The sequence below is a fragment of the Bradyrhizobium sp. Pa8 genome (assembly GCF_052588265.1).
Window position 1 is genome coordinate 14,819 of sequence record NZ_CP176767.1, and the last position, 19,754, is coordinate 34,572.

Sequence of the window (19,754 nt, forward strand, 5' to 3'; positions counted from 1 at the left end):
TTCGACGTGCGGCTGTGCTATTGCAACCGCCATGCTCGACACCGTCCAGCCTCGTCCGCAGCCGCAAGCCGGCGTGCCGCAAAACCATCTCGCCGAAGAGTTCGTCGAGACGCTGCGGCTGGCCGTGCCGATGATGCTGACGCAGCTCGGGCAGATCGCGATGATCACGACAGATCTCGCGCTGATTGGGCGGCTCGGCGAGGATGCGGTCGCGGCCGCCGCGCTGGCGCATACGGTTTATTTCGTCAGCTTCACCTTCGGGCTCGGATTGATGGCCGCGGTGTCGCCGCTGGCCGCGCAGGCGTTCGGCGCCGGCGACGTCAAGCGCATACGCCGCTCGCTGCGTGCCGGCCTGTGGGTCGCACTCCTGATCTCGCTGCCGATGATGGCCTCGCCGCTCTATGGCGAGCGCATCCTGCTGGCGCTCGGACAGGCGCCGCAATCGGCCGCGCTCGCGCAGCGCTATCTGAACGGGCTGGCCTGGGGCATCGCGCCGGCGCTCGGCTTCATCGCGTTGCGCAGCATGATGAGCGCGGTGAACCGGCCGCAGCCGCCACTGTGGATCACCATTGCAGCGATCCCCGCCAACGCGGCGCTGGTCTATTGCCTGATCCACGGCCTGTTCGGCCTGCCGGAGCTCGGCCTGTTCGGCGCGGGGCTTGCGACCACGCTCGTCAATCTCGGCACCTTCCTCGCCGTGCTCGCCATCGCCGCATGGCGAAAGCCGTTCGCGGACTACCGCCCGCTCGCCCATCTGTGGCGGATCGACTGGCCGCTGATGCGCCAGCTCATCGCGATCGGCGCGCCGATCTCGTTCTCGCTGCTGATGGAATATGGCCTGTTCTCCTCAGCCGCGCTGCTGATGGGGCTGATCTCGACCACGGCGATCGCCGCGCACCAGATCGCGCTCCAGGTCGCGGCCGTGCTGTTCATGGTCCCGCTTGGCATCGGCATGGCGGCGACGGTCCGCGTCGGCCATGCTTTCGGCCGCGACGACCCGGCCGCGGTGAGGCGCGCTGGCCTCGTCGCGGCGGTGCTTGGCGTAACGTTGGTCTCGGCCCTGACCGTTGCCATCATCCTCGGCCGCTACGAGCTCGGACGGCTGTTCTTCGGGAGCAGCGAGGCCAGCGCGGCCACTGTCGAGCTGACGGCGACCCTGCTGCTGGTCGGCGCGACCTTCTTCATCGCCGATGGCCTCCAGACCATCATGGGCGGCGCACTGCGCGGCATCAACGATACCAGGATGACGTTGCTGTTCGCGGCGATCGGCTATTGGTGCGTCGCCTTTCCCATCGCCTGGGTGCTGGCCTTCAATGCCGGGCTCGGCGCGGTCGGCGTCTGGATCGGGTTCTCGGTCGGGACATTCGTCTATGCCGGCCCCCTGATCTTGCGCTTCCGCATGCTGACGCGCAGACTGGCGGGATGATCGGGATCATGGAGCCGGTGCGATGACCCTGTCCGTGGACCTCTTCTACTCCTACCGCAGTCCCTTCAGCTATCTGGCGCTGCCGAAGACGCTCAAGCTCGTCGAAGAGTACGATCTCGCAGTGAATTTGCGGCCGGTCTATCCGCTCGCCGTCCGCGTGCCCGGCTTCTTCAAGAAGGCCAGTCCGAACTTCATTCGCTATGTGGTGCTCGACAGCACGCGCGTGGCGCAGCACGAGGGCATCCCGTTCCGCTTTCCGAGGCCCGATCCGATCGTTCAGGACAAGACGACGTTCGATGTTGCGGCCGAGCAGCCCTACATCCACCGCCTGACCCGGCTGGGTGCCATGGCCCAGCTCGAAGGCCGTTCGCTCGCATTCACTGACGCGATCGCGCGCGTGCTGTGGGACGGCTCGGTGGCGGGATGGAACGAAGGCGATCATCTCGCCCGCGCCGCCGAGAAGGCCGGGTTCGATCTCGCCGCGATGGATGAAGCGATCAGCGCCGACCCCGATCGCTACGAGCGGGTGATCACCGAGAACGAGAAGGACCATGCCGCCTCCGGTCATTGGGGCGTGCCGACCTTCGTGTTCGAGAATGAGCCGTTCTTCGGCCAGGACCGCATCGACCTGCTGCTCTGGCGCATGAAGGACAGGGGCCTGAAAAAGCGTTGATCGTTGCTTTAGGCGCGTTTTCTTCACGCGAACCGCTATCCGCTTCGCTTGAAAACGCTCTTGCCTGACGGCATGAACCGGTTTCCCTGAAACCGCGACTGAGACGTGGCGCCCCGATACCGGCGGCGCGCTCGGAGGTCGCATGTATCTGGCAAAGTTCTTCCACCGCGCGCCCGGCGACGACGATCGCGAATTGATGCTGGTCCCGGGCAGCGATCCCATGGTGATCGGCGTTCATATGAACTGGAAGGGCGCCCCCGACGCGAACGAATTTCTGCGCAAGGAATTTCCTGATATCGCCGGCGCCGCCGCGGCCTTCCGTCGCCATGTCGCCAAGCTGGTCGCGGCCGGCTATGTCGAGACGGATCACACCAACTACACGCTGCGCGACCTCGGGCCCAATCCGCAAGCCAAGCCGGACTGGCAGAAGGGCCTCGATGAGCTGATGATCCTGGCGCTCAGCGCGCCGATGGCCGAGCAGGCCGCGCAGCTCGACGCGCTCAAGGGCACGCGGGCCGAACATGAGCCGCTGTATCTCTGGCACGCCGCTCGCCGCGGCAAGGTCGCCGGTGAAGATCTCGCACAGGCGGTGCGTTCCGCCGAACAGGCGCGCGATACGCTCGTTGCGCGGCGCGCTGCCGGGCAGCCGCATTATGCGTGGTCGCTCTACGAGAACGATCTCGAAGGACGCATTCTCGAGTTGCTGAGCGACGTCTATCTTCAGGCCGACGATCCGGATGCCTCGCTGAAGACGATCGAACATCTTTGCAAGACCGCCCCGAACCACGCGCGCATCCTCAAGCGCGCCGAGCTGCTCTGCGGCTATTTTCCCGAGCGGCGCGAAGAAGCCTTTGACGACGCCTTTCAATGGTCGCGGTTCGGCGGCTATGAGGACATCATGTCGTTTCCCGGCTATGAGGACTACGCGGCCCAGCGCAAGGCGGGAACGTCCGCAAAAGGCTGGCGCTGGAAACCCGGTACGCTGGCGAGCGAAGCGGACGTGAGCAAAGCGGAGCAGGTGCTCGGCGTCCGGCTGCCCGATGACTATCGCAAGTTCCTGCTGACGCGCGGCGAGACCGAATTGCTGGTGCGGCTGCCTGAATCATCGTCCGAGCTTCGCTTCTATGCGCCTGATGAACTCGCCACGCAGCTTCGCAATGTCCTGGACTTCATTGCCCATTCCGAGGACGAGCTCGAAGAGGCCTGCGCCTATTTCCGGAAGGAATACGGCGTGTCACTCAAGCATTTGGTGCCGGTTGCCGAGCCGTCGCAGCTCAGCCGCTGCCTGCTGCTCCATGTCGAGCCCGGCGAGCGCTATGGCCAGTGCTTTCAGTGGGACCATGACGGCGCGTGGGAGCTGGAGCAGCCGCAGCCGGGTTTTGACGTTGCGCTGAAGGCGCTGACCGATGGCATCGAGAAGCGCGACACGACGCAGCTGGCGTTCTTCGATCTGTAACCCGACTCACTCCGCCACGCGCGCGGACTTGTCGGTCGAGGCTTCCGACCATTCGCCGACGACGCGATCGAGATCGCAGAGGTTCTGGTGCATCTGCTCCAGCGAGAAGCCGATCGCGAAGAAGCGCTCGGCGGTGTCGCCGGGCTGGCCGCGGATCAGGCCGTCATGACGGACGGCGGCAACGGCCTCGGCATAATGCTGGAGCGCGACGTGGACCGGATGGATCGCCGGCGCGCCGGCGCCCTCGCGCAAGGCCGCAGCGGCGGAGCGAAGGAATCGCGCGATCACGGTCGAGACTTCCGTCAGCGGAGCCGCAAGCCGCATCTGTACCTCGGCAGGCAGCGGCACCACCGTGGCACGGCCGATCATCACGACGTCATGGCGCAGCCGCAGCACGGTGCGCAGCAGCGGGCCGGTGTCGGGCCCGCTCGACAGTCGCGCGGAGCGCTCACGCTCGGCTTCGGCGCCGATGGCATTCATGCCCACCATTGCCGTGCCGATGCCGTCCTGGATCCGGTGCAGCGCATCGTTGTCGCGGCCGCGCGTGAGCCCCGCGAGCAGTTCGGTGAAGGCATCCGCGATCAGTTCGAGCAGCGTGGCCGCGCTGGCGCGGATCTGCCGCACGGCGCGCGACGGCAGCACCAGGAATGAGACCAGCAGGCCAGTGATGGCGCCGACCCCGACCTCGCTGACGCGGTCGATCGCAGACGCCAAGGGATCGGAATGATGCATGGTCGGAACCAGCAGCACGATGATGGCGGTCACCGTCGCGGCGTTGAGGCTTGGGTTGATCGCCGCCACGAAGGCGAGTGGCGCGACCGCCAGCACCAGCAGCCCCAACAGGCCCGCCTCGGTGGAATAAGGGATCAGGATCGCGATGGCGCCGCCATAGAGGGCGCCGCCGATGGTGCCGAGCACGTAGTCCCGCGTCGCCTTCAACGAGCGGCCGACGCTCATCTGGGTCACGATCAGCGAGGTCAGCACGGCCCAGAGCGGCAATAGCAGATGCAGCGCGGTGGCGATCGCATAGGCCGCCACTGCGGCCACCGTGACCCGGATCGCCAAACCGAGTTGCGTCCGCCGTGATCGGATCCGGTCGAACAACTGTTTTGCAAATGCCATCGTCAGACGTCCCGATCCCTTTGAAGCCAGGCAAAAGCATGGCTGATGCCCGCGGCCCCAAGGCCGCTTGAAAGGCCAAATCAGCCCGCCTAACTTGCGCGCCAAAACGAGGAAACACGATGGCTCACGAAACCGCAACGCTCGCCGCCTATGTCGTCAATCTGAAATACCAGGATATTCCGGCGGAGGTGCTGGATCGCGCCAAAGTGCTGACGCTGGACTTCCTCGGCAGCGCCATCCGGGCCCGCAGCGAGTCGGAATCCACCCCCTCGATCCTGAAGATGCTCGAAGCGCTTGCGCTCGACACCAAAGGCGAGTCCACCGTGTTCGGCGACAGCAAGACCTGGACGCCGGCGGTCGCCGCCCTCCTCAATGGTGCGCTCGGCCACTCCCTCGACTTCGACGACACCCACGCCGATTCCTCGCTGCATCCGAGTGCGCCGGTGGTTCCGGCCGCGTTCGCCGTCGGCGAGATGGTCGGCGCCTCCGGGCGCGACGTGCTGACCGCGATCGTCGCGGGCTATGAGGTCTGCTGCCGGCTCGGCAACGCGCTCGACCCGACCTCGCATTATGCGCGCGGCTTCCATCCGACCGCGACCGCCGGCACCTATGGCGCGGCAGCCGCGGCCGGCAAATTGTTCGGCCTGTCCGAGCAGCAGATCATCGCCGCGTTCGGCGTCTCCGGCAGCCAGGCCGCGGGCTCGCTGCAATTCCTGGTCAACGGCGCCTGGAACAAGCGCTACCAGGTCGGCGCCGCCGCGATGAATGGCGTGATCGCCGCGACGCTGGCGCGCAACGATTTCGTCGGCGCGACGGAATCGGTCGAGGGCAAGCACGGCCTGCTCGCCGGCTACACCGACGATGCGCATCCCGACAAGGCGGTGGCCGAGCTCGGCAAGACCTACGAGACGATGAAGATCGGCGTAAAACCGTATCCGAGCTGCCGTTACACCCATGCCGCGATCGACGCGCTGATCGCGATGCGGCGCGAGCACAATCTGACGCCCGACCAGGTCAAGCGCGTCGAGATCGGTTTGCATCGGAACGGCATCACCCTGACCGGCGATGCCGCGACCAAGCGGCATCCGACCTCGATCGTCGGCGGCCAGTTCTCGATGTTCTTCACCGGCGCGCTCGCTCTCGACCAGGGTTCCTTCGGCTGGGACGACTATAACCGCCTTGGCGATGCCGCCATCGACGCGCTCGCCGACAAGTTCGACGTGGTGCAGGACGACCGGCTTGAGGTCGGCCGCACCCATCCCTTTGGCGCGCGCGTCAGCATCACCACCGATGACGGCGTGCACGAGCGGCTCTACGCCGATCCCTCCGGCGAGCCGAATTCTTTCCCCGATGCGCAGGCGATGCAGCAGAAGTTTCTGACGCTGGCGCGCCCGGTGCTGAACGCGCGCGCGGAGAAGTTTGCGGACGCGATCATGACACTGGAGCGGTTCGACCGCGTGGCGAAGGCCACGGAGCTGGGGAGGTAGTGGGCGTGAGCTAACGCCACGCAGACGGTGCACCCTCGCCCCTTGTGGGAGAGGGTGGATCGCCGCGAAGCGGCGAGCCGGGTGAGGGGTTCTCTCCGCGAGTCCCACTCCCTTTGAATGCGCGGATGGAGACCCCTCATCCGGCGCTTCGCGCCACCTTCTCCCACAAGGGGAGAAGGGAAGAGGAGCTCGCAGCTCAATCCACCCCCGCCATTTTCCCCTTCTCGCGCGTGGCTGCCACCACATCCCGCACTAGGTCGAACACGCCATCCGCTTCCGGCGGCCAGTTCGGCGAGCGGCCGAGCCGCACGATCACAAGCCGCTCCGAGGGAATGACGATCGTGTACTGCCCGATCGTGCCCTTGGCGAAGAAGGCATCGCGCGGCCAGCCGTGCTCGACGCGAAAATTCGCGCCAAAACTGTCGCCCCGGTTGGTCCAGAAGCCGGCGCCGATGCCGACCCAGGCATTCGGCGTGGCCGTGGCGGAGTAGCTCACCCAGCCTTCCGGCAAGATACGCTTGCCGCCGGCGACGCCGTCATTGAGATAGAGCTGGCCGAAGCGCGCCCAGTCGCGCGCGGAGGCCAGCATCTCGCTCGATCCCTCGATCGTGCCGGCGCCGTCGAGCTGGAGCGTGACGTGGCGCATGCCGAGCGGCGCGAACAGTTCACGACGCGCGAAGCACAGCGCGTCCGCGGGGTTGCCGCCGGCAGCGTTGCGGATCAGGTGCGCGAGCATGATGGTGTTGCCGTCGTGATAATTCCACACCGTGCCCGGCGCGGTCGCAGGCGGCATGCTCGCGGCATAGGCGGCCATATCGTCCTCGATGAATTTCATGCGATTGACCGGTTCGAAGGCGGAGCCGAGCGAAGCCTGCAGCGAGCCGCCGAGCGCGAGGCCCGCGGTGTGCCGCAGCAGCTGGTCGACGGTGATGGCGTGGCGGGGATCGTCCGGGTTCTTCCAGGCGGCGACCGGCGCGGGCCCGTCGAGCTTGAGCTTGCCCTGGCGCACGAGAATGCCTGTTAGCGCCGAGATCACCGACTTCGTCATGGAGAAGCCGAGCAGCGGCGTCTCCGGTCCGACGCCATCCGCATAACGCTCGGCGATGACGCGGCCTGACTTCATGACGACGATGGCGCGGGTGCGGCGGGTGGGCGGCTGCGGAGGTTCGGTGAAGGCGCGATCGAGTGCGGCTGATAGCCCCTCGCTTTGCGGCGGCACGATCGAAGGTCCCGCGGTCTCGGGGAGCAATGCGGGTTGCTTATCATCCGCCGGCGGCGCGACGTCGGCGATATCAGCGCCGTGCTCGAGCGTACAGCCCAGCCCCTCGCGATAGACGGCATGGCTGCGGCCGAGGCCGAACAGGGTCACGGTGACATCCTTGCGCACCCGGTCGATCTGGTAGTCCATCGCCCAGGTGATCAGGCCCGTGCCGGGCATCGCGTCCGTGGTCTCGGTGAAGGTGCGCTGCGGATCGAGGCCGGAGACGAATGTCTCGGCGCAGAGGATGTCGGCGAGGAAGCCGGTGGCGACCTGCGGCGCGTTGCGCGCGCGAGCCGCGCCGAATGCGAGGCCGATACAGGCGACGGCGGTGGTAAGGAGGATGATCTTGCGGCGGCGGGTCACGGGCTTTCTCCGGCTTCGGGGAACGTGCCGGGAGAAAGCCGGAGCGGTCGGAGGAGTGCTCGCCGGATTTGGAAAATGGACTGGCTGAAACTGAACCGGACTGGTCGATTCTGGAATTTCGGCGCGATTATAAAGGCTTAGAACTTACGCCGCGCTCACCTTCAGCCGCCGGTATTCCGTCGGCGTCACGCCCGTGACCGCCTTGAAGGCCCGGTTGAAGGGGCCGAGCGACTGAAAGCCGGCGTCCATCGCGATGGTGATGACGGGGACCTCGGCCTGCGCGGGATCGGCGAGCGCGGCCTTGGCTTCCTCGATCCGGTGGTTGTTCAGGAACACATTGAAATTGCGGTAGCCGAGCCGCTGGTTGATCAGCCGGCGCAGCCTGTATTCGGGAATTTTCAGCCGGCCCGCCAGCACGCCGATGGTGATGTTCTCCTGGCGATAGATCCGCTCGTCCGCCATCAGCCGCATCAGGGCATCGATCAGCTTCTGGTCGGCGGATTCATCGGTGGCTGCCGGATGGCTCAGAATGACCGCCGGCGTGATTCCAGCCGTCGCCGGAAACAGGTCGGCACCATCGACGCGCATCATCGCGTAGGCGATGGCCGCGACGACGCAGGCCAGCACGCCGGCATTGATGGTGTTGGCGGCATCGCCGACGTCGCTGCCGGCGACGGCAATCTGGAGCAGCGCGTTCAGTCCGCCATAGAGCGCGGCGGCGCAGACGATGAAGACGCGGGCACGCCGCCGGCGCTCGACCAGGTCGGCCGGCCACGAGGCGATCGTCTGCCCCACCGCGAGCGCGATGAAGCCGAGCACGATCAGGTTCACCACGGTGACGGAGAACCGCACGTGGCCGCCCGGCGCAATCCAGACGCAGCCAGCGAAGCTGAAGGCCGTCACCAGTCCCCAGGCAAGCCCGTGCCACCAGCGCAGGCGAAAATCGTCGTCGAACAGCGCGCGCGTGAACAGCCAGAACACCACGATATTGCCGGTCGACAGTGCGATCAGCGGCGCATGCCAGGCCGGCACCAGCGACGTCACGCCGACCGAATAGCTCACCGCATGCGCGGCCGAGCCGAGCGCGAAGGCTGCGCCGAGGCGAGCCGCCAGCACGTTGCGGAAGTCCGAGAACAACGATGCCGCCAACACCAACAGCAGCGCTACGGCGCCGGCGCGAAAGGCAAGTTCGAGACTGGCAAGCAGCATCCGGTCGACCCGATCGCGCACGCACGCGCGTGACGCGAACCTAGTTCAGATCAAAGACCGATTCAATTTCGCCGGGTCCACGCGGCGCGCGACGTGATCCAGGCGTCGGCCGGCTTGCCGAACAGATCGATCTCGCGCTCCTTCCGGGCTCCCAGGCTGCGCGCGACGCCCTGCGACGGCGTATTCGTGCTCTCGATACAGTGCATGATCTCGTCGATCTCAAAGCTGTCGAACACCCAGTCGATCGACGCGCTGGCCGCTTCCACCGCATAACCTTTGCCGCGGAATTCGCTGGCGATGCCCCAACCGACCTCGAAGCCGGGCCAGCCCGGCGGGCACCACGGACCAACCCGCCCGATGTAGCTGCCGCTCGATTTCTCCTCGACAGCAAACATGCCGAAGCCGTGGAGCGCCCAATGCCCGGAGATCACGGCTGCGTTACGCCAGCCGGCAATCGCGGTCGTGACCGGCTTGCCGTCGGCGGCGATGAAGCGGGCGGTGCCGGGATCGGACAGCATCGCGGCGTTCGGCGCAATGTCGCTGGCGCGCCATGGCCGCAGGATCAAATGTTCCGTCTCGATTTGGGGGCCTGTGACCTCGAGCAGCCTGGCGCCTGGCTTGAGCGGTGGGATCATCGGTCTTCTCCCGTTCCCGACATTGTTCTGTTACGATCATACCAGCAAGAAACAGGAGACCAAGATGAGCTGGCAACCCTCGAACGATCCCGTGCTCGGCGATCCCATGTCCTGCGACGCGCTCGATCTCGTCATCGTGCCGCGCACCCGCGACCTCGGCGACGGATTCGTGGTGCGGCGCGCGCTGCCGCATGGCAGGCGGCAGATGGTCGGGCCCTTCATCTTCTTCGATCATTTCGGCCCGGTGCAGTTCGTCTCCGGCAAGGGCATGGACGTGCGGCCGCATCCGCATATCGGGCTTGCCACCGTCACCTATCTGTTCGACGGCTCGATCATGCATCGCGACAGCGAGGGCAACGTCCAGGAGATCGCGCCCGGCGCGATGAATCTGATGACCGCCGGCCGCGGCATCGCCCATTCCGAGCGCACCCCGGACGCGCAGCGCGCCTCGGGCCAGCAGATGCTGGGCCTGCAAAGCTGGATCGCGCTGCCGGCCGGATCCGAAGAGATCGCGCCGTCGTTCCAGCATTACGGCGCGGGCGATCTGCCGATGATTTCCGAGCGCGATTTTACCGCGCGGGTGATCGCGGGCTCCGCCTTCGGCATCACCTCGCCGGTTACGATGGTGTCGCCCTGGTTCTACACCGAGGTCACGGCGGTCGCGGGCGCCAGCGTGCCGCTCGACCCCGACCACGAGGAGCGCGCGATCTATGTCGTCGACGGCGAGGTCGAGATCGCGAACGAGCGTTATGAGGGGCCGCGGCTGCTGATCTTCCGGCCCGGCGACCGCATCACCGTGAAGGCGCTGAAGGCAACGCGCATGATGTTTCTCGGTGGCGATGCATTGGAAGGCCCGCGCCACATCTGGTGGAATTTCGTCTCCTCCAGCAAGGAGCGGATCGAGCAGGCCAAGCAGGACTGGAAAACCGGCCGCTTCGCCGGGGTTCCGCAGGAACATGAGTTCATTCCGCTGCCGGAATAGGCTATCCCGATTTAGGCCGTACCATCCAGTGCGGCCTGAATCTCCTGTCCGAAGGCCAAGTCTACGAAAGCTTTGCGATGACCACCATGCTCTCCAGCGACCTGCCCCTGACCAAGATCGGACGCGGCAAGGTGCGCGATATCTACGCCGTCGACGACGACCGCCTGCTGCTTGTCACCACCGACCGCATCAGCGCCTTCGACGTCGTGATGGGCGAGACCATCCCGATGAAGGGCGCGGTGCTGACCCAGATCAGCGCATTCTGGTTCAACGAGCTCGAAGGCGTGGTGCCGCATCACATGATCAGCGCCGACGCCGACGAGATCATTGCCGCCGTGCCGGCCTTGAAGCCGCATCGCGCCGAGATCCTCGGCCGTGCCATGCTGTCGCGCCGCACCACCGTCTTCCCGATCGAATGCGTGATCCGCGGTTATCTCTCGGGATCGGCCTGGAAGGAATATGCCGCCAGCGGCACGCTGGCCGGCGAGAAGCTGAAGGCGGGCCTCGTCGAGAGCGAGAAGCTCGCGCCGTCGATCTTCAGCCCGGCGACCAAGGCCGAGACCGGCCATGACGAGAACATCACCATCGCGAAGATGCGCGAAGTCGTCGGCGACGAGGTGGCCTACACGCTCGAGAGCATGACGCGCGCGGTCTATACGCTCGGCGAGGAGCTCGCCCGCGAGCAGGGCATCATCATCGCCGACACCAAGTTCGAGTTCGGCCGCGACAAGGACGGCCGCATCATCCTGATCGACGAAGTCATGACGCCGGATTCTTCGCGCTTCTGGGCCGTCGATGCCTACAAGCCCGGCCAGCCGCAGGCGAGCTTCGACAAGCAGCCTTTGCGCGATTATCTCGACGTCGAGCGCCACGCGGGGCGCTGGAACGGCGACGCGCCGCCGCCCCCGCTGCCCGCCAGCGTCGTCGATGCGACCAGCAAGCGCTATCTCGAAGCTTACAGGCGCGTGACGGGGAAAGAGCTGAAGATCTAGCTTCGTCGCCACCTCTCGCTCCGTCATTGCGAGGAGCCCTTGCGACGAAGCAATCCAGACTGCTTCTGCGGAAAGATCCTGGATTGCTTCGCTGCGCTTGCAATGACGTGGTCGGGGAGGCTGTCCGCTACACCCCTCAACTGTCATCGCCCGGCTTGACCGGGCGATCCAGTATTCCAGAGACGGCGATGGGATACGGAGAGGCTGCGGCGTACTGGATTCCCCGCTTTCGCGGGGAATGACAGCGGTGGGTGCGCAGGCTTCGTTTTTTCTGTCCACCATATGGTTGACCATTCACACGTCGTGAATGGAGATCCTCACCCCAAAGACTGTCGGATATTTCACAGTTACAAGAATCCAGTTGCGCTAAACCCGTACTCGTCTACGTCTCGGGACGGGACTTTTCAGGGCGAGCGCAACGGCGTGACCGATCCAGCAATCATTTTCAGCCCGGCTTCGCGATTCAATCCGGCCCTCAAGCGTGCGTTGAATGATATATTGGGCGGCACGGCGGCCAGCGTCCTGACCGTCACCTTCGGGCTGTCCTATTCGCTGCTGATCTTCGCCGGGCCGCTCTCGCCTTACCTGTCCTACGGAATCACGGCGACGTTCGTCAGTTCCGCGGTGCTTGCGGTCGTCATCGGGCTCGGCAGCTCCCTGCCCTTCGCAATTGGCGCTCCCGACAGCTCGACCGCGGCGGTGACGGGAATCCTGGCGGCCTCGGTGGTCGAACGCCTCGAGACGGCGAACCTGTCGGGACCGCTGCTCTCGCCGGTTCTGATCACGCTCGGCCTGTCGACGGTGCTGACAGGATTGGTGCTGTGCGGATTGGGCCTGACGCGGCTGGGCCGCGCCATCCGATACGTGCCCTATCCCGTCGTCGGCGGATTCCTCGGCGCCACCGGACTTCTCATCGCCCTGGGCGCGGTGCGGGTGATCACCAACCACCCGCTTCAGTTCACGACGCTGCCGCAGTTCACCAACGGCACCACATTGCTGGAACTGGGCGCCGCCTGCGCGATGGCGCTGGTGCTGTACCTGACCTGGCATCGCTCGCGCAGCCCGTTCGGACTGCCGATCATCCTGGTCGGCGGCGTGCTCACGGCGCATCTGGCGTTCTGGATCACCGGTGTTTCATTCGATCACGCCCGCGCCCTGGGCTGGACGTTTCAGCCGCCGCCTCAGGCGGTCTTCGTGCTGCCCTGGCACACCGACGATCTCGCCCGCTATCCCTGGTTTGCCGTGCCGGACCTGCTCGGCAACGTGGTTGCCGTCATCTTCGTCACGGCCTCCAGCACGCTGTTCAACACCACCGGCATCGAGGTTGCCGTGCATCGCGAGGCCAATCTGGAGCGCGAGCTGAACGTCACCGGCGCCGCCAATATCCTGACCGGCATGCTGGGCGGCTACGCCGGCTGCAGCTCGATCAGCCGCTCGATCCTCAATTTCTCCAGCGGCGGCCGCGGGCGCTTGTCAGGCCTTACGGTCGCGGCGCTGTCCCTGCTGATGCTTGCCATCGCGCCCGATCTGCTCGGCTTCATCCCGAAATTCGTCATCGGTGGCCTCCTGCTCTATCTCGGCGCCGACCAGCTCCACAAATGGATCATCGAGTCGCGCAAGCGGCTGTCGAAGCTCGAATATCTCTCGCTGATCGCCATCATCGCGATCATCGTCACCTGGGGCTTCGTGCCGGGCATCCTGATCGGCGTGATCATCGGCTGCGCGACGTTTGCGTTCAGCGCCGCGCGGGTGGAGTCGATCAAGTACAGTTTCGACGGCTCGGAATATCGTTCCTCGCTCGACCGCTCGCGCGACGACCAGGACGTGCTGCTGGCCCATGGCGGCAACATCCAGGGCCTGAACTTGCAGAGCTATCTGTTCTTCGGCTCCGCCAACCGGCTCTACCAGCACGTCAAGCAGCTTCTCCAAGAGCGCCCGGAGTGCCGCTATCTGCTGTTCGACTTCAAGCTCGTCACCGGCGTCGACTCCTCGGCCGCCTACAGCTTCGCCCAGATCAAGCGCAGCGCGCATGACCTCGGCGTCGTGTTGATCCTGGTGCATCTGTCGGCGGCGGCCGAGAAGGTGCTGCGCGCCAGCGACTTCGTCGGCGAGGGCGTCACCATCATCGGCGAGCTCGATCATGCGCTGGAATGGTGCGAGAACGAGATCATCGCGCAGCATCAGGGGCGGGTGCAGGAAGAAGCCAGCCTGCGCGACTGGTTCACAGGGATACTCGACAGCGAGGCCGACGCCGACGCGCTGATCCACCGCTGCCAGCGCCTCGAGGTCGAGGCCGGCGACATCATCGTGCAGGCCGGCGACCCCGCCGATTCCATGCATTTCATCCTCGACGGCCGCGTCGGCATCATGGTCCCCGCGGACGACCGCACCACGCGCGTGCGCAGCCTGGGGCGCTACACCACGATCGGCGAGATGGGACTGGTGTCGAACACGCCGCGTAGCGCGACGATCCAGGCCGAGGTCGCCAGCGTGCTCTACGTGCTCAACTCGCTCCAGTTCGACGCCATCAGGAACGAAGATCCCGCGCTCAGCCACAAGCTGCTGACCTATTTCGTGTCGGTCATGGCCGAGCGGCTGACGTTTGCAAACCGGACGATCGCGGTGCTGCGGCGGTGAGAGCTGCGTAGCCCGCATGAGCGAAGCGATATGCGGGAGTTGAGGCCCCGAATGTCGCTGCGCTCATCCGGGCTACGAAGCTAGCATCGTCATTGCGAGGAGCTCTTGCGACGAAGCAATCCAGGCTGTCTCCGTGGAGAAATTCTGGATTGCTTCGCTGCGCTCGCAATGACGTGGAGGGGCTGATGTGAGCCTCACACCCCCGCCATCATCACGTATTTGATCTCGACATATTCTTCCATGCCGTGACGCGAGCCTTCGCGGCCCAGGCCGCTTTCCTTGACGCCGCCGAAGGGCGCGACTTCGGTCGTGATCAGGCCGGTGTTGACGCCGACCATGCCGGACTCAAGCGCTTCGGCGACGCGCCAGACGCGGCCGAGATCGCGGGAGTAGAAGTACGAAGCCAGGCCAAACGGCGAGGCGTTGCACATCGCAATGACATCGGCCTCGTCCTTGAAGCGGATCACCGGCGCGAGCGGGCCAAAGGTTTCTTCCTGCGCCACCAGCGAGTCCGGCTTGACGTCGGCGAGCACCGTCGGCTCGAAGAAGGAGCGGCCGAGCTCGCTGCGCTTGCCGCCGGTCACGACCTTGGCGCCGCGCTTGACGGCGTCGGCGATGTGGCGCTCGACCTTGTCGACCGCTTTCAAATTGATCAGCGGGCCCTGCGTGACCCCGCTCTCGGTGCCATCGCCGATCTTCATCGCCGCGACCTTCTTCGAGAGCTTCTGCACGAACTCGTCGTAGATCTTGTCCTGGGCGTAGATGCGGTTGGCGCAGACGCAGGTCTGACCCATGTTGCGGTATTTCGAGACGATCGCGCCTTCGACAGCGGCATCGATATCGGCATCGTCGAACACCACGAACGGCGCATTGCCGCCGAGCTCGAGGCCGAGCCGCTTCACGCCGACGGAGGCCTGCTGGTAGAGGATCTTGCCGACCGCGGTCGAGCCGGTGAAGCCGACGAAGCGCACCGCCGGATGCTCGCACAGCACCTTGCCGATCGGCGGCGCGTCACCGGTGATGATGTTGAGCACGCCCCTGGGCACGCCGGCCTTCTCGGCGAGCACGGCCAGCGCCAGCGCCGACAGCGGCGTCTCGTTGGCGGGCTTCAGCACCACGGTGCAGCCGGCCGCCAGCGCCGGCGAAACCTTGCGGGTAATCATCGAGTTCGGGAAATTCCACGGCGTGATCGCGCCGCAGACGCCGATCGGCTGCTTGATCGCGAGCAGGCGCGCATCGGGCCGCTGCGTCGGGATGGTCTCGCCATAGACGCGACGGGCTTCCTCGGCGAAGAACTCGATATAGGCGGCACCGATATCGACCTCGCCGAGCGCCTCGGAGAGCGGCTTGCCCTGCTCGGAGGTGAGGATCAGCGCGAGATCCTCGCGGTTGGCGATGATCAGCTCGAACCATTTGCGCAGGATGTTGGAGCGCTGCTTGGCGGTGTGCTTGGCCCAGGCCGGAAAGGCGCGCTCGGCGGCTTCGACCGCCTTGGTCGTATCGTCCGCACCGAGCTGCGGAACTTTCGCGAGCTCGATGCCGGTCGCGGGATTGTTCACCGCGAAGACCGGCGAGCCGACCCAGGCGCCGTCGATGTAGCACGCCTCCTTCAGCAACGACGGATCCTTCAACCGGTCGCGCAGATTGGACGTGGCTTGCGGGGCGCGTGCGGCGGCAGTCGGGGTCATGGCGTTACTCCTCGGGGCGCGATCGGATCGGCCCTGAATATAGGGACAGACGGCGCGCAATGCACCGTCCCGCAACGCACATCTGCTGGGAGTTAAAGTGGCAACGGCGCGGTTATGCCGCGCCACTCATATAGGTCTCGCGCCGGCCGATCATGCGCTCGGCGGCTGCCTTGGCGTCGGCCTTCGATGACGTCGCGCACGTCCGGTATTCGAGATCGGGAACGTCGGAGGTGTCGCGGCGGCCGAACCAGGATTTCGAGCCCACCGGCAGCAGCGCCAGCGCCTGTGCCAGATTGTCGACGGCGCCGAACGAATAGAGCGCGCCGGTGCCGGCGATCCGGACCTCGTAGATGCCGGGCGAAATCGGCGCCTCGAGATTGTCGCCCCGTCCGGGACGGGGATAGCGCTTCCATTCGCTCCAGGTCGAAATCATCTGAGGTCCCCCGCGGTCATGACCGACCGCCAATATTTGCATCAAGTCTTATCGTTGGCCGTCGATTGGCCGCGTGCGGAAACGCCGCAACGCACAAAATGTTTCAAGTGCTTCAAACACGTGAAACATATCGCCAGAGCCGATCCACGGTCACGCTGAGTTGCGGCCATCCACCGCAGATTGTGACGGAGTGTTGCAGTTCAGTCCTCTGTCGTCCTGCGCACACCGCGGACCGTCAAGTCACGACATCGCGACCAGTGCGGGCATCTGGACGCGCTTGCCGCGCGGACCGTGCCGGAGGACAATCATTCGCTTCCAACAATAATCAAACCGGAGGAAAACGCGTATGCAAAGCAAAGCCCAGATCGACGAGATCCTGCGCCAGAAGAGCGACGCCAAGGAGATTCCCGGCGTCGTCGCGATCGCCGCCAGCGGCAACGACGTGATCTATCAAGGTGCGTTCGGCAAGCGCGACCTGTCCAAGTCCGATGCGATGACTGACGACAGCGTGTTCTGGATCGCCTCGATGACGAAGGCGGTGACTTCAGCGGGCGCGATGCAGCTCGTCGAGCAGGGCAAGCTGTCGCTGGATGCGCCGATCGGTTCGGTGCTGCCCGACCTCGCCAAGCCGCAGGTGCTCGAAGGTTTTGATGCCAAGGGCGAACCAAAACTGCGACCGGCGAAGGGCGCGATCACGCTACGCCAGCTCATGACCCACACCGCCGGCTTTTGCTACGACATGTGGAATGCCGATTTCGGCACCTACATGGAGAAAACCGGAACGCCCGGGATTATCACCTGCCAGAACGCCGCACTGAAGACGCCGATCATGACCGATCCCGGCACACGCTGGGAATACGGCACCAACATCGATTTCGTCGGCAAGGCCGTGGAAGCGGTCAGCGGCAAGCGGCTTGACACATATCTGCGCGACAATCTGTTCGCCCCGCTCGGCATGAGCAACACCGGCTTCAAGATCACCGACGACATGCGCAAGCGGCTGGTCGGCATGCATGCGCGCGGCGAGGACGGCCAGCTTGCCGCGATTCCGTTCGAGCTCGAACAGACCCCCGAATTCCACATGGGTGGCGGCGGCCTCTATTCGACCGCGGCGGACTACATCAAGTTCACCCAGATGATCTTGAACAAGGGCCGCGGCAACGGCAACCAGGTGCTGAAGGCCGAGACGATCGCCATGATGGGCCAGAACCAGATGGGCGATCTCAACATGACCAAGCTGGCAACGGCGGCGCCGATCTACACCAACGACGTCGATCTATACCCGGAGCAGGCGAAGAAATGGGGCCTCAGCTTCATGATCAACACCGCCAGGACGGCGGAAGGCCGCAGCGCAGGCAGCCTCGCCTGGGCGGGCCTCGCCAACACCTATTACTGGATCGATCCGGCGCGCGACGTCACCGGCGTGATCCTGATGCAGCTGTTGCCGTTCGCGGATGGAAAGTGCCTGGAGACGTTCGCGGGCTTCGAGCGTGGCGTCTATGCCGGGCTCGATGCGGGCAGCGGGAAGAGGGCGGCCTGAGGACGAGCCGAGTTCTCCCCACACGTCATGGCCGGGCTTGTCCCGGCCATGACGACCGAAAAAGATCGCACTGACTATCTCTGACGAGAGGATTTCGAATTGTCAGACAAAGCCGACAGCTATGTTTGCGGCATCTCGGACATGCCGTTGCTCGGCGAAACCATCGGTCGCAGCCTCGACCGTGCTGTGCGGCGCTGGGGCCATCGCGAGGCGCTGGTCTCGCCAAGCCACGGCGTCAGGTGGACCTGGACGGAATTCGCCGAACGGGTCGACGCGCTCGCCGCCGGCTTTCTCGCGCTCGGCCTCGAGCGGGGGCAGCGGGTCGGCATCTGGTCGCTGAACCGGCCGGAATGGACGCTGACCCAGTTCGCCGCCGCCAAGGCCGGCCTGATCCTGGTGACGATCAATCCCGCCTACCGCTTGAGCGAGCTGGAGTTCGCGCTGCGCAAGGTCGGCTGCAAGGCGATCGTCACGGCGACCGTGTTCAAGACCAGTCATTACATTGAGATGCTCAACACGCTGCTGCCGGAACTGGCCGGCGCCAAGCCGGGAAAACTAAACGCAGCGCGACTGCCGGACTTGCGGATGGTGATCCAGATCGGTGGCCCCGCGGCACCAGGCACGATCCCGTTCGAAGAGGTCGCCCGCATGGGCGGAGCGCAGCATCGCGAGCAGCTCATTGCACTCGGCGCTGCCTTGCAATTCGACGATCCCGTCAACATCCAGTTCACCAGCGGCACCACGGGATCGCCCAAGGGCGTGACGCTGACGCACCACAATATCCTCAACAACGGCTATTTCACCGGACGTGCGATGCACCTGACCGAGCAGGATCGCATCTGCATTCCGGTGCCGCTCTATCACTGCTTCGGCATGGTGATGGGCAACCTCGCCTCCGTCACGCTCGGCACGACGATGGTTTATCCCGGCGAGGGTTTCGATCCGCTCGCGACGCTGCGCGCGGTCGAACAGGAAAAGTGCACGGCGCTGTACGGCGTGCCGACGATGTTCATCGCGGAGCTCGATCACCCCGAATTCCCAAAGTTCGACCTGACATCGTTGCGCACCGGCATCATGGCGGGCGCGCCCTGCCCGATCGAGGTGATGAAGCGCGTCAACACCGAGATGAACATGCGCGAGGTCACCATCGCCTACGGCATGACCGAGACCAGTCCGGTCAGCTTCCAGAGCGCGACGAACGACCCGCTCGAACGGCGCGTCTCGACCGTCGGGCGGATTCATCCGCATGTCGAGGTCAAGGTCGTCGATCTCGAGGGCAGGATCGTCAAGCGCGGCGAACGCGGCGAGCTCTGCACCCGCGGCTACAGCATCATGCTGGGCTATTGGGAGGAGAAGGAAAAGACGGCGGACGTGCTTGATGCCAATGGCTGGATGCACACTGGCGATCTCGCCACCATCGACGACGAGGGCTATTGCAATATCGTCGGCCGCATCAAGGATCTGGTGATCCGCGGCGGCGAGAACCTCTATCCGCGCGAGATCGAGGAATTCCTGTATCGCCACCCCAAGATTCAGGACGTGCAGATTTTTGGCGTGGCAGACACCCGCTATGGCGAGGAGCTCTGCGCCTGGATCCGCGTCAGGCCGGGCGAGACGCTGACGGCCGAAGAGGTTCGCGCGTTCTGCGACGGCCAGATCGCCCACAACAAGATCCCGCGCTATGTGGAGTTCGTCGACGAGTTTCCGATGACCGTGACCGGCAAGATCCAGAAATTCGTGATGCGCGATGCGGTGGAGCAGCGACTGGGATTGAAGGCGGCGAAGACGGCATGAGCCTCTTCATCCTCCCCTGGAGGGGGAGGATCGGTTCGCATGCAGCGAAGCGGAAT

The 19,754-nt window shown here is 65.3% G+C and carries 15 protein-coding genes; 9 read left to right on the plus strand and 6 right to left on the minus strand.

The window, feature by feature from the left end; translation table 11 throughout:
- Window positions 1-31: 31 nt before the first annotated feature.
- From ACKWRH_RS00060 to ACKWRH_RS00070, 3 genes are all read left to right on the plus strand, one after another.
- Window positions 32-1,426 carry an MATE family efflux transporter gene (locus tag ACKWRH_RS00060; RefSeq protein ID WP_445218821.1) on the plus strand — a complete coding sequence of 465 codons (1,395 nt, stop codon included), beginning with the start codon at window positions 32-34 and terminating at the stop codon, window positions 1,424-1,426.
- 22 nt (window positions 1,427-1,448) lie between these two features.
- Window positions 1,449-2,099: a 2-hydroxychromene-2-carboxylate isomerase gene (locus tag ACKWRH_RS00065; protein ID WP_445218822.1), complete on the plus strand. Its 651-nt coding sequence runs from the start codon at window positions 1,449-1,451 to the stop codon at window positions 2,097-2,099.
- A 142-nt stretch (window positions 2,100-2,241) separates the two neighbouring features.
- Window positions 2,242-3,555 carry an SMI1/KNR4 family protein gene (locus tag ACKWRH_RS00070; protein WP_445218823.1) on the plus strand — a complete coding sequence of 438 codons (1,314 nt, stop codon included), beginning with the start codon at window positions 2,242-2,244 and terminating at the stop codon, window positions 3,553-3,555.
- A 6-nt stretch (window positions 3,556-3,561) separates the two neighbouring features.
- On the opposite strand, the gene ACKWRH_RS00075 is transcribed toward ACKWRH_RS00070, so the two are convergent.
- The gene (locus tag ACKWRH_RS00075; RefSeq protein ID WP_445218824.1) at window positions 3,562-4,677 is read right to left on the minus strand and encodes an FUSC family protein; all 1,116 of its coding nucleotides are present in this window, start codon (window positions 4,675-4,677) and stop codon (window positions 3,562-3,564) included.
- A 119-nt stretch (window positions 4,678-4,796) separates the two neighbouring features.
- Here ACKWRH_RS00075 and ACKWRH_RS00080 point away from each other — a divergent pair, with 119 nt between their 5' ends.
- Window positions 4,797-6,164: an MmgE/PrpD family protein gene (locus tag ACKWRH_RS00080; RefSeq protein ID WP_445218825.1), complete on the plus strand. Its 1,368-nt coding sequence runs from the start codon at window positions 4,797-4,799 to the stop codon at window positions 6,162-6,164.
- Between the two features lie 196 nt (window positions 6,165-6,360).
- Here the strand turns inward: ACKWRH_RS00080 and ACKWRH_RS00085 are convergent, their stop codons facing one another.
- From ACKWRH_RS00085 to ACKWRH_RS00095, 3 genes are all read right to left on the minus strand, one after another.
- Window positions 6,361-7,788 carry a serine hydrolase domain-containing protein gene (locus ACKWRH_RS00085; RefSeq protein WP_445218826.1) on the minus strand — a complete coding sequence of 476 codons (1,428 nt, stop codon included), beginning with the start codon at window positions 7,786-7,788 and terminating at the stop codon, window positions 6,361-6,363.
- Window positions 7,789-7,932: 144 nt separating this feature from the next.
- Window positions 7,933-8,997: a helix-turn-helix domain-containing protein gene (locus ACKWRH_RS00090; RefSeq protein WP_445218827.1), complete on the minus strand. Its 1,065-nt coding sequence runs from the start codon at window positions 8,995-8,997 to the stop codon at window positions 7,933-7,935.
- Window positions 8,998-9,059: 62 nt separating this feature from the next.
- A complete protein-coding gene (locus tag ACKWRH_RS00095; RefSeq protein WP_445218828.1) occupies window positions 9,060-9,632 on the minus strand; it encodes a GNAT family N-acetyltransferase in 573 nt (190 codons plus the stop codon).
- A 64-nt stretch (window positions 9,633-9,696) separates the two neighbouring features.
- On the opposite strand from ACKWRH_RS00095, the gene ACKWRH_RS00100 reads away from it, so the two are divergent.
- The 3 genes from ACKWRH_RS00100 (at window position 9,697) to ACKWRH_RS00110 (ending at window position 14,243) form a co-directional block, all read left to right on the plus strand.
- Entirely contained in the window at window positions 9,697-10,614 is a 918-nt protein-coding gene (locus tag ACKWRH_RS00100; protein ID WP_445218829.1) for a pirin family protein, read from the plus strand.
- A gap of 77 nt (window positions 10,615-10,691) precedes the next feature.
- Window positions 10,692-11,606 (plus strand): phosphoribosylaminoimidazolesuccinocarboxamide synthase, encoded by a 915-nt coding sequence (locus tag ACKWRH_RS00105; protein WP_445218830.1) that lies wholly within the window; start codon window positions 10,692-10,694, stop codon window positions 11,604-11,606.
- 423 nt (window positions 11,607-12,029) lie between these two features.
- Window positions 12,030-14,243, plus strand: coding sequence for a SulP family inorganic anion transporter (locus ACKWRH_RS00110; RefSeq protein WP_445218831.1), 2,214 nt, complete (start codon window positions 12,030-12,032; stop codon window positions 14,241-14,243).
- Between the two features lie 194 nt (window positions 14,244-14,437).
- On the opposite strand, the gene ACKWRH_RS00115 is transcribed toward ACKWRH_RS00110, so the two are convergent.
- Both ACKWRH_RS00115 and ACKWRH_RS00120 read right to left on the minus strand, forming a co-directional pair.
- A complete protein-coding gene (locus ACKWRH_RS00115; protein ID WP_445218832.1) occupies window positions 14,438-15,931 on the minus strand; it encodes an NAD-dependent succinate-semialdehyde dehydrogenase in 1,494 nt (497 codons plus the stop codon).
- 112 nt (window positions 15,932-16,043) lie between these two features.
- Window positions 16,044-16,364, minus strand: coding sequence for a hypothetical protein (locus tag ACKWRH_RS00120; RefSeq protein WP_028150598.1), 321 nt, complete (start codon window positions 16,362-16,364; stop codon window positions 16,044-16,046).
- 346 nt (window positions 16,365-16,710) lie between these two features.
- Here ACKWRH_RS00120 and ACKWRH_RS00125 point away from each other — a divergent pair, with 346 nt between their 5' ends.
- Together ACKWRH_RS00125 and ACKWRH_RS00130 are read left to right on the plus strand one after the other, a co-directional pair.
- Window positions 16,711-17,904 carry a serine hydrolase domain-containing protein gene (locus tag ACKWRH_RS00125; RefSeq protein WP_445218833.1) on the plus strand — a complete coding sequence of 398 codons (1,194 nt, stop codon included), beginning with the start codon at window positions 16,711-16,713 and terminating at the stop codon, window positions 17,902-17,904.
- A 99-nt stretch (window positions 17,905-18,003) separates the two neighbouring features.
- Window positions 18,004-19,698: an AMP-binding protein gene (locus tag ACKWRH_RS00130; protein ID WP_445218834.1), complete on the plus strand. Its 1,695-nt coding sequence runs from the start codon at window positions 18,004-18,006 to the stop codon at window positions 19,696-19,698.
- Window positions 19,699-19,754: the final 56 nt, after the last annotated feature.

What these genes read in the sequence shown, in the direction of transcription:
- ACKWRH_RS00060 (WP_445218821.1), top strand. Translation starts at nt 32, where the DNA reads ATGCTCGACACCGTCCAGCCTCGTCCGCAGCCGCAAGCCGGCGTGCCG.
- ACKWRH_RS00065 (WP_445218822.1), top strand. Translation starts at nt 1,449, where the DNA reads ATGACCCTGTCCGTGGACCTCTTCTACTCCTACCGCAGTCCCTTCAGC.
- ACKWRH_RS00070 (WP_445218823.1), top strand. Translation starts at nt 2,242, where the DNA reads ATGTATCTGGCAAAGTTCTTCCACCGCGCGCCCGGCGACGACGATCGC.
- ACKWRH_RS00075 (WP_445218824.1), bottom strand. Translation starts at nt 4,677, where the DNA reads ATGGCATTTGCAAAACAGTTGTTCGACCGGATCCGATCACGGCGGACG.
- ACKWRH_RS00080 (WP_445218825.1), top strand. Translation starts at nt 4,797, where the DNA reads ATGGCTCACGAAACCGCAACGCTCGCCGCCTATGTCGTCAATCTGAAA.
- ACKWRH_RS00090 (WP_445218827.1), bottom strand. Translation starts at nt 8,997, where the DNA reads ATGCTGCTTGCCAGTCTCGAACTTGCCTTTCGCGCCGGCGCCGTAGCG.
- ACKWRH_RS00095 (WP_445218828.1), bottom strand. Translation starts at nt 9,632, where the DNA reads ATGATCCCACCGCTCAAGCCAGGCGCCAGGCTGCTCGAGGTCACAGGC.
- ACKWRH_RS00100 (WP_445218829.1), top strand. Translation starts at nt 9,697, where the DNA reads ATGAGCTGGCAACCCTCGAACGATCCCGTGCTCGGCGATCCCATGTCC.
- ACKWRH_RS00105 (WP_445218830.1), top strand. Translation starts at nt 10,692, where the DNA reads ATGACCACCATGCTCTCCAGCGACCTGCCCCTGACCAAGATCGGACGC.
- ACKWRH_RS00115 (WP_445218832.1), bottom strand. Translation starts at nt 15,931, where the DNA reads ATGACCCCGACTGCCGCCGCACGCGCCCCGCAAGCCACGTCCAATCTG.
- ACKWRH_RS00120 (WP_028150598.1), bottom strand. Translation starts at nt 16,364, where the DNA reads ATGATTTCGACCTGGAGCGAATGGAAGCGCTATCCCCGTCCCGGACGG.
- ACKWRH_RS00125 (WP_445218833.1), top strand. Translation starts at nt 16,711, where the DNA reads ATGCAAAGCAAAGCCCAGATCGACGAGATCCTGCGCCAGAAGAGCGAC.